This is a genomic window from Hyella patelloides LEGE 07179, assembly GCF_900659865.1.
Taxonomy (GTDB): Bacteria; Cyanobacteriota; Cyanobacteriia; order Cyanobacteriales; family Xenococcaceae; genus Hyella; species Hyella patelloides.
In genome coordinates, this window is the sequence record NZ_LR214046.1 from 1 (window position 1) to 9266 (window position 9266).

The following is a 9266-nucleotide window of genomic DNA, read 5'->3' on the forward strand; positions in this document are numbered from 1 at the left end:
AGGGCGTTGCTGATTTAGCGAACGAGTGCGCGACGGCGAAGCCGAGTCCTTTAGGGGTCTTGGGCGGGGCTTACAAGTTCTGCCGTGAAACGACAGAATCAGCCCCTTGGGTTTCCCTCAATGAGCAACTCGTTCAAGACAGTAATGTCACCCAAAATAATACGGTTCTTAGCTATAAGCTATAAGCTATAGGCTATAAGCTTTGAAATAATTTTGAATAACAGTATAGATTAGTAAAAACTTGTCTCAGCATTATGCATTCACCAACGCCGACAATAAGTTGAAAATAGAAACAACATCGATAAGATAAGATGGCTCTGCAAGCATATTTAGACATAGTTTAATTTTTAATTAACCTTACTATAAATCTAGAGACTTATGTAAGAAATCTAATACTTTTTCAGCAAATCCTGCCCCATAATTGAACAATAGGCTTGTCATCTGCTTGTGTTCGACACCGCATTTTCATAAATAGCTTCATTGGCTTGAACTGACTTAAAAAAGTCCACCACAGGACAAGGATAATCCACACCTAATCGAACTCCGTAGCGTTTTTGTTCTTCTTGATTTAGTTTCCAAGGTTCGTGTACTTTATTTCCAGGAATTAAGCTTAATTCTGGCAACCAATGGCGTACATAATCTCCTTTGCGATCGTAATCTTTTGACTGTTTGGGTATATTAAAATAACGGAAACCACGAGCATCATTGCCTACTCCTGCGGTGTAATTCCAGTTACCCCAATTGCTACAAACATCGTAATCAATTAATAGCGATTCAAACCATTCTGCACCCATACGCCAATCTATTCCTAAATTTTTAGTCAGGAAACTACCGACATTTTGCCGACCACGATTGGACATAAAACCTGTTGCTGCTAGCTCTTGCATATTGGCATCTATTAAAGGATAACCTGTTTTTCCTTCTCGCCATAAATCGAATCTTTTCCAGTCTTGTTTCCAGGGAATATTGATACCTTGTAAGCCAGATTGATAAAATATTTTATTACCATGTTTGGCACATATAAAGCGAAAAAAGTCACGCCAAATCAATTCAAATATCAACCAATAGGTAGAGTTATTTTTGGTTCTTTCTATTTCGTATTTTTGTACTTGGTCGTAAATATATCTGGGAGAAATACAACCATGAGCTAACCAAGCAGAAAATTTAGAGGAGTAATCTGTGCCTAACATTCCGTTACGAGTTTCTTTATATTTTTGTAGACAGTCCGTATCCCAAAAATAATGTTTTAAACGTTCTAAGGCTGCGGTTTCTCCTCCGACAAATTTTAAAACTGCTCTATCATCATAACTAGGTTTTTCTACACCTAAATCTCGTAAAGTTGGTATTTTTCCTGGTTCTATATTAGGTAATGAGAATACTTTTTTTGGTGCGGGTAATAATTTTTTAATACCAGACTTTTTTTCAACTTGTTTACGAAAATTAGTAAATAATTCGGGAATATGATTCACTTTACAAGGTAAATCTTCTGGTAAATATAAGGTTGCACTCCAAAAACTTTTACAAGCAATATTATTCTCTGATAATGCTTGTTTGAGCTTGTTTTCGATTGCTAATTCTTCGGCGGTAGTTTCTTGATGATAGTAAACTGCATCTACTTGTAATTTTTTAGCGATCGCAAATATTTCATTTTCTGGCAATCCTTGACGAACTACTAAATTACTATCTAGTTGTTGTAAAGAATTCTGTAAATCTCGAACACTTTCTAATAAAAATTGAGCGCGATATTTACCAGTTTTAGGAAAACCAAAAGATGTAGTTTTAAATTGCCTTAAATCAAAACAATAAACAGGAATTACCTGAGCTTTTTCGCCTATAGCATTATAAAAAGGTTCGTGATCGTGTAGCCGTAAATCATTACGATACCAAATAATTATTTTTTTTGGTGACATTTAGTAGCTAATTTGTTCGTGGTTGGTGGGTAGAAACTTCTTATTTTGCGTCTTTACAGTGGTTAGTGATTAGTGATTATTTGCTAATAACTAATGATTAATCAATGATAACTGGTAACCGATTAGCTATTGAGCTTGTTGGCATAAATAATTGCATATTTATTATTGATAAAAACTTTCTCTTTCCCTCTGCTCCTTCTACTAAATCTCAAACAGTAAATTGAATCCGTGACAGCTTGCCTATTACTCGGCAGAGAAATGATAACTTGTATGCGCTCCGTTAGGATATAAAAAAGTACAAATTATCGAAACATCGGGATTATATTTAATAATCAACTCTTGTAAACCAGCTTCTTTCCAATCACTAATTACATTGGGAATTAAACTTATCGGTCTGTAAGTTATTTGCCAATCTTCTAGGTTACTGGTATTGTCTTCCAACTGTCTTAATAAGACTACTGTACCTTTTTCAGTAAATTCAGTATATCCTTTTTTTGCGATCGCAATTATCCGATCTGAATTAGCTTCAATAACTTGAATTTGAGCTTCTTTGCTTTCTAAAGGTTCTGGCATTTTAAAATTGTAGGCAAGGATTCAAAAGAATAATACCAAGCGATACTTCTATTTTTTAATACTTATTAATATATATTAAATCAGTTATTTTTGCAGCTGCTTAATCATCGATCTTGAGTTTTCAGATCGTACTCAAAATAATAATTATATACAACCATAGGTAGATACATTATTAAAAATAATCAATTAAATAAAAGATTATGCTAGCTAGATTGATTGGTTGATGCTTATTGTTATTAGGATTATATTTTTGGCGTTGCTGAATGTGTAATGCTGAAAAGATATTTCGTTTAGTTGTTAAGCAGTAAAGATTTGCTTTTAAGCTTAGAGCTTAGAAGCTCCGAACCGCAGAAGTATTACTGTTTTTTACGTTACCTCCTAGAAACAAAATGTTGAGTATTCTTAGCCTCTTAATCAGGATTATCTTAGTTTTTGCCAGTAGTCGAGCAATTTTAAACCCTACCCTACAAGTTGGTGGCAATTTGTGTTATCTCTGACGAACTTCTATGCTGGTTATGAATTGTTCACCAAAGGAAGACTGAGAATATAACTATTATGGATGCCAAAAGATACGCTCCTGCAACCCAACGTAATCGCGAACCCATTTTAGAAGTATTGCAAAAATACCTATCTCCCCAGGGTAATATTCTAGAAATTGCTAGCGGTACAGGAGAACACGCCGTCTTCTTCGCTTCTCGGTTTCCAGACTGTCAATGGTATCCAAGCGATCGCGATGCGGAATTACGTGCTAGCATTATAGATTGGAGTAAAGAGTGTCCTGCTGATAATTTGCACTCACCATTAGAGATAGATGCGAGTACTGACAATTGGTCAATCGAAACCGCAGACATTACCATTAATGCCATCGTTAATATTAATATGATTCATATCTCCCCATACTCAGCCTGTGAAGGTTTAATGGCAGGAGCAGGGCGTATCTTACCTACCGATGGTATTCTCTATTTGTATGGTCCTTACAAAAGAGAAGGAAAACACACATCATCAAGTAATGAAGCCTTTGACAAATCTCTGCGCGATCAAAATTCTCAATGGGGTGTGCGACAGTTGGAAGATGTCATAGCTGTAGCTGAGGCTAATAACTTAGCTCTAAAACAAGTAATTGCAATGCCAGCTAACAATTTATCAGTTGTTTTTAGTAAAAAGTAATCAAGCAAAGAAGGAAGTAGTGGGAGAGATTCAGATAAATAGTGTAGTACTTAGGAATGCAAATCTAATAACTTACAATTTCTCTTGAGCTTGCGAAGGTGCGTTACGCTGCGCTAACAACACCCTACTTTTGTATTTTATTTAATCCATATTACTGATTACTGATTACTCCCTCCCTCCCCAGTTACTAAGTTACTAATCTATTAACCCACTCTATCTTTCAACATATGATAAGCAACCAGAAGTTGTGTCAGAGCTAAAGGATAACTCCGTAAACTTTCCCCTGTAGTCCCCACAACCGTCCCAATTTCTTTGTTACCATCTAAACTACAGAATTGACCCAAAAATGGGACTTCATTGCAAAAGGTTTTTTCTAACTCTCGAACTTGCTCTTCGGTAGCGTGTCCATCAATAGCTAGAATATCCACTGGCTTACCCATATCCCTATCTAAGCCCAAACGAATTGCTGAACCAAGATGATTCCCCTCTGCGTTTAAAATATGAGTCAAATTGGGATGAGGAATAGTGGGGCGCAAAATTAATTTTACATTGAGCAACAAATTATTAGCTTCAGATTCTTTATCGGGAGGATAAAAAGAAACAATTACATCCGCCCATTTACGTTGTGGTCTAATATAAGCTTCAGAATCGGGTTCTCTTTTCTTTAATTGTTCTAATACCTGTTCGTCAGTATAACCCCGTTTACGAGTATCCCGTTTAATCTTCCAAAACGATCTCAGAGATTCTGGAGGCGCGAGGTATACTTTAATATCATAGCTTTCTCGCATTTTACGAGTAGAGTAACCCAGTAACCCCTCTACTATTACGTACTTACGAGGTTCGATATATTCTGGAGGATCGAATTTACCCGTACTATGATTATAAATTGGCTTTAAAATGGATTTTCCTTGGCTGAGTAAATCGAGATGCTGCTCAATAATATCTAGATAGTTGCAATCAGGATGTAATGCCGAAATACCCATTTCTGCTCGCTGTTGACGATCATAGCGGTGATAATCATCAGTACAGATAGCAGTCACATTTTCTTTCCCAAAAACTTGGGCTAATCCTCTTGTAAGAGTAGTCTTTCCCGCAGCACTGTCACCGACAATACCAAGGATGATGGGTCGTTCGGTCATAATTCCTTCCTAAGCAACATATAAAGACAAATAATGTATTTATATTATCAGGTTGTTGTTAAGGAGGTTGTCCTGAATTTAAGAAAGAAAATATTAGGAATTACCGAGCCAGACTATCAACTATCAACTATCAACAAAAGAACAGGTTGATTATTTCTTGGTAATGATTAATCAAAAACTTTCAACAACCAACCAATAACTATATTATCTCGCTTAGTTTGGGACGAAGATGGGACTGGACTAACAATCTTAAAATTTAAAACCTAATTTGCCGTTAATTCCTCGAATAGAATGATATCCTCCACCGATAATTACTCTACCAGCAGAAAAGTGTAGTCCTCCAGAATAAGCAAAGAAATCATCTCCAGAATAAGCACCCACACCTATATATGGAGAAACCGCAGGAAAGGGAAAAAATGCCAAAAAGTCGCCTCCAGTAGCTCCTTCTTTACCCGTTCCTACTTCTAAGGCAAAACCAGTCCATTTAACGCCTCCAGCATAGCTAATATCATCATCTTGCGTGCCTACTGAGCCCCAAACTTCTGGTAAAATCTGACTTGAAGCGGGAGTGACAATTCCGATAGTTAAGCAAGCAGCAGAAAAAGCTGAAACTACTATGGCAGATAAATTTTTTCTACAATTCAACATAATTAAGTATTTTATTGAGTAGTAGTTAATCAAGTCAACTATATCGTATTTGTCTAGAAATAATAAAATTTCATAATTTTGGTGGCTAAAATGCGATCATCAAGTGCCTTTTTCAGGCGATCGCCATTCCTAACAGTTAGCTAAATCTAAAATCGCTACGTGATTATACCATTTATTAAAAGTAATAAGAGACGAAGGTTTAAAGCTAGGAGTCACGCCCGTCAGGAGTCCTAAAGGATACCGCTTCGCATATCAGGAGTTAGTGTAAATAGTAGTTTGAGTGTTTTTTCGTCAATTAGAAATAATTTTCTATCTATCTAGCTATTTTTGATAATTGGTATTAGCTTTCTTGCTATAGGCTATAAGGACTGGTTGAATAAAAATAGGGATGTGTTCACTGCTCATAAAGCTAGTTTAGGCTTTGTCCGAGGCTCGATTTTTGTTTAAGTCCCGTTAAGTTGGGTATTGTGAATATTTGTTAGTAATTTATGGTTGTTTTTGTGTAAAAGAGCTTATTTATTAGCATTAGCCAAAGTTATATAATAAAAACAAATATTTTATTTAAAAATATATTTAAATGAAAACTGAAGAAGCATTATCTTTTGTTGAAGAACTAATCCAACCAGAAAAATTAAGTACTTTACAAGAAATAGTTTTTCGTGAATGTTGGCAAGGAAAAACTTATCTGCAAATTGCTCGTCACTCTGATTACGATGCTAATTATATTAGAGGTGTAGGTTCTCGACTTTGGCAACTCCTTTCTCAAATTTGCCAAGAAGAAGTGACAAAAAATAACTTGCGTTCTGTTTTAAGACAACAATCTAGTAAAAAAATATCTGATGATATTTCTTTAGAGCTTCCAGATGGTATTGTTCCTACAAATTCTTATTTTTACATTGAAAGACATCCTTTAGAAAGTGATTGTTGTGAAGAAATCGATCGACCAGGGGCTTTACTCCGCATTAAAGCTCCTCAAAAAATGGGAAAAACTTCGTTATTGAATCGGATTATGGCTGAGGTCAAACCCGATTATTACCAAGTAAAAATTGATTTACAACAAGCAGACAGCAACATAATTTGTAATACGGGTAGGCTAATACGTTGGCTCATCGCTAATATTTGCTCTCAATTAGCAATGAAAAATTTGATAGATAGCTGTTGGGACGAAGATTTGGGTCTAAAAGTTAGCTGTAGTAATTATTTAGAAAATTATGTGTTATGTCAGTTAGACAAGCCTTTGATTTTGGCAATAGATCGATTAGAGATTATTTTTAAACATCGAGAAGTGGCTCAAGAATTTATCCCATTGCTGCTTTTTTGGCATGAAGAAGCTCAAGTTGTATCTCATTGGCAAAAATTACGTTTAATTGTTGTCCAGTCAACAGAAAGCTATGTACCACTAGTAGATTTTAAGCAATCTTCATTTAATGTGGGTTTATCAATGAATTTACCAACATTCGATCGCGAACAAATGTTAGATTTAGCCTCAAGGCATCAATTGATTCAACAAAATGACTTTCAGAAAAATGGGATAGCAGTTTTGAGTAACTTGATTGGTGGTCATCCTTATTTGGCTCGATTGGCTTTTTATCATTTAGCCAAATATCACCTCAATCTAAACACATTGATCGAAGAGGCTGCTACAGAAACTAGCATTTTTATCGATACGCTTCGCCACTATTTGAAAACATTGTATGACCATACTGTATTGGCAGAAGCTTTTAGCAAGGTAGTAAAATCGGATAGCCCCGTGCAGCTTGATTCTCTTGTGAACTATCAGCTAGAAAATTTGGGTTTAATATCCCTCAAAGGAAATGAAGTTGTTCCTAGTTGTCAGTTGTATCGTCTTTATTTTCGAGATCGCCTTCATTAATTTTAATTTAGTTGACGCTGTTCAAAAGCTGCGATCGCAGTAGGTAAGGTAGGATAAATATGTTCGGCTGGGATATTTTGCAAAAATCCTGCTTTTTCTAGTTCGAGATACAAATCCTGTTTAACTCGCGCCATAGCAAAGACAATATTTTTGGCTACTAATTCATCTCTCAATTCAAACAGCATATCGATAGCAGTGATGTCTATTTCTACATTGGCTTCCATGTTTAAAATCAACCATTCAACGGGATTGATTTCTGCTTCAATAGCTAAGAGCGATCGCTGTTTAAAGTTTTCAGCATTGGCAAAACACAACGGTGCATCATAGCGATAGATTACCAAACCAGGAATCGTTTTGGCACCTTGCCAATCATCTATATCATGAAGCCCAGCTAAATTAGGCACTCGACCTAAGACTGCATCATGAGGACGAGCAACTCTGGAAAATAACTCAATTACCGATAAGCTAACGGCAATCCCGACACCCACTAAAATACCAGTTACCAGCACGGCAATGGTGGTCAAAGCAGCGAGGAGCAACTCACTACGACGAAACCGATACAACCTAATAAATTCCGAGACTTCAATCAATTTAGTTGCAGCATAAATAACAATCGCGCCCAAAGCAGCTTTCGGAAATAGTGCTAACACAGGGCGAAAGAAAAGTAACACCAAAACTACTGATATCATTGCCACCAAAGAAAATAACTGGCTCTTACTACCTACAGAATCACCAATTACAGTACGACTTCCACTACTACTAATAGGGAAACCCTGCATCAATCCATTACCAAAGTTAGCCAACCCCAAGGCCAAAAGTTCTTGATTGGCATCAATCTTATAGTTATTACGATTGGCAAAAACTCTAGCCGACAGCACATTATCAGAATAGCCCACAATAGAAATCCCCACAGCAGAAGCTATTAAAGAAACCAAATCCTGAAACGATGCTTGAGGAATTACAAAATGAGGTAAGCCAGCAGGAATTTCCCCTACTACAGCTACACCATGCTCATCAAGATTAAAGATAGCCACTGCTACGGTTGATAATAAAACGGCAATCAAGGTGATGGGTAAATTAGGGAAGCGATGCTGGAACGCAAATAAAAAAATTAAAACTGAAACTCCTAAAATCAAAGTAGGTGAGTGAGCCAGTTGTCGCTTAGCGATAAATTCACTAACCTGAGAAAAAAAAGCATTTGATTCAATCTCGATCTTGCCCATCTTGCCTAGTTGTCCCCCAATCATAATCAGAGCAATACCAGTCATATAGCCAATCAAGATTGGTTTAGATAGTAAATCTGCTAAGAAACCCAGTCGCGCAAAATAGCCCACAAGACAAATCAATCCCATAAAAATTGCTAACAAAGCAGCAAGACTAATATAGGTATCCGTTCTAGCTGCTGCCAAAGGTGCGATCGCAACGGCTGTCATTACGGCAGTACTAGATTCAGGTCCAATCGAAAGCTGTGGTGACGAGCCAAATATTGCATATATAACCATCGGTGGTAAAATTGCCCATAATCCCGCAACAGGTTCAACTCCTGCCAGTTCTCCGTAAGCCATACATTGAGGAATTAAATAGGCTGCCACTGTCAAACCCGCTACAATATCTCCTTGCAACCATTCCCTACGGTAAGATAGCAATCTGGTTAAACCTGGCATTGAGAGATAGTTGCAAAACTGGGCTATGGTCATAGAGCGATCTTAACTTATTGATGTTGCGATATTTTTCAAGTTGGGGCAAAGCCTCATGGTGGTATGAAAAGCGCAAAATTTTACTTTTTCATTAATATTCAAGAGGCTTAAAGCTTAGAGCTTAGAGCTTGGAAGCTCCGAACAGTATTACTATCGGTTTCATACCTGTCTTGAACGAGTTGCTCATTGAGGGAAACCCAAGGGGCTGATTCTGTCGTTTCACGGCAGAACTTGTAAGCCCCGCCCAAGACCCCTAAAG

8 protein-coding genes are annotated in these 9266 nt (G+C 36.9%); 3 read left to right on the forward strand and 5 right to left on the reverse strand.

All coding sequences use genetic code 11. The features are described from left to right. Window positions 1–185: hypothetical protein (locus H1P_RS37790; RefSeq protein ID WP_222427278.1), on the forward strand; the 185-nt coding region annotated here is incomplete at its 5' end. A 252-nt stretch (window positions 186–437) separates the two neighbouring features. Here the strand turns inward: H1P_RS37790 and H1P_RS27800 are convergent. Together H1P_RS27800 and H1P_RS27805 are read right to left on the reverse strand one after the other, a co-directional pair. Continuing rightward, window positions 438–1910: a DASH family cryptochrome gene (locus H1P_RS27800; RefSeq protein WP_144873856.1), complete on the reverse strand. Its 1473-nt coding sequence runs from the start codon at window positions 1908–1910 to the stop codon at window positions 438–440. Between the two features lie 243 nt (window positions 1911–2153). After that, window positions 2154–2483: a hypothetical protein gene (locus H1P_RS27805; protein WP_144873858.1), complete on the reverse strand. Its 330-nt coding sequence runs from the start codon at window positions 2481–2483 to the stop codon at window positions 2154–2156. Between the two features lie 552 nt (window positions 2484–3035). Between H1P_RS27805 and H1P_RS27810 the strand changes: the two genes are divergently transcribed. Beyond that, window positions 3036–3650, forward strand: coding sequence for a DUF938 domain-containing protein (locus tag H1P_RS27810; RefSeq protein WP_186376181.1), 615 nt, complete (start codon window positions 3036–3038; stop codon window positions 3648–3650). Window positions 3651–3853: 203 nt separating this feature from the next. Here the strand turns inward: H1P_RS27810 and H1P_RS27815 are convergent, their stop codons facing one another. Next, window positions 3854–4789, reverse strand: a complete 936-nt coding sequence (locus H1P_RS27815; protein WP_144873862.1) for a phosphoribulokinase — start codon at window positions 4787–4789, stop codon at window positions 3854–3856. A gap of 249 nt (window positions 4790–5038) precedes the next feature. Next, a complete protein-coding gene (locus H1P_RS27820; RefSeq protein WP_144873864.1) occupies window positions 5039–5437 on the reverse strand; it encodes a hypothetical protein in 399 nt (132 codons plus the stop codon). A 577-nt stretch (window positions 5438–6014) separates the two neighbouring features. Here H1P_RS27820 and H1P_RS27825 point away from each other — a divergent pair. After that, window positions 6015–7310: an AAA-like domain-containing protein gene (locus tag H1P_RS27825; RefSeq protein ID WP_144873866.1), complete on the forward strand. Its 1296-nt coding sequence runs from the start codon at window positions 6015–6017 to the stop codon at window positions 7308–7310. 2 nt (window positions 7311–7312) lie between these two features. Here H1P_RS27825 and H1P_RS27830 read toward each other — a convergent pair whose 3' ends face one another. Continuing rightward, window positions 7313–8974: a SulP family inorganic anion transporter gene (locus tag H1P_RS27830; protein WP_246141980.1), complete on the reverse strand. Its 1662-nt coding sequence runs from the start codon at window positions 8972–8974 to the stop codon at window positions 7313–7315. Window positions 8975–9266: the final 292 nt, after the last annotated feature.

What these genes read in the sequence shown, in the direction of transcription:
- H1P_RS27805 (WP_144873858.1), bottom strand. Translation starts at nt 2,483, where the DNA reads ATGCCAGAACCTTTAGAAAGCAAAGAAGCTCAAATTCAAGTTATTGAA.
- H1P_RS27800 (WP_144873856.1), bottom strand. Translation starts at nt 1,910, where the DNA reads ATGTCACCAAAAAAAATAATTATTTGGTATCGTAATGATTTACGGCTA.
- H1P_RS27820 (WP_144873864.1), bottom strand. Translation starts at nt 5,437, where the DNA reads ATGTTGAATTGTAGAAAAAATTTATCTGCCATAGTAGTTTCAGCTTTT.
- H1P_RS27815 (WP_144873862.1), bottom strand. Translation starts at nt 4,789, where the DNA reads ATGACCGAACGACCCATCATCCTTGGTATTGTCGGTGACAGTGCTGCG.
- H1P_RS27825 (WP_144873866.1), top strand. Translation starts at nt 6,015, where the DNA reads ATGAAAACTGAAGAAGCATTATCTTTTGTTGAAGAACTAATCCAACCA.
- H1P_RS27830 (WP_246141980.1), bottom strand. Translation starts at nt 8,974, where the DNA reads ATGCCAGGTTTAACCAGATTGCTATCTTACCGTAGGGAATGGTTGCAA.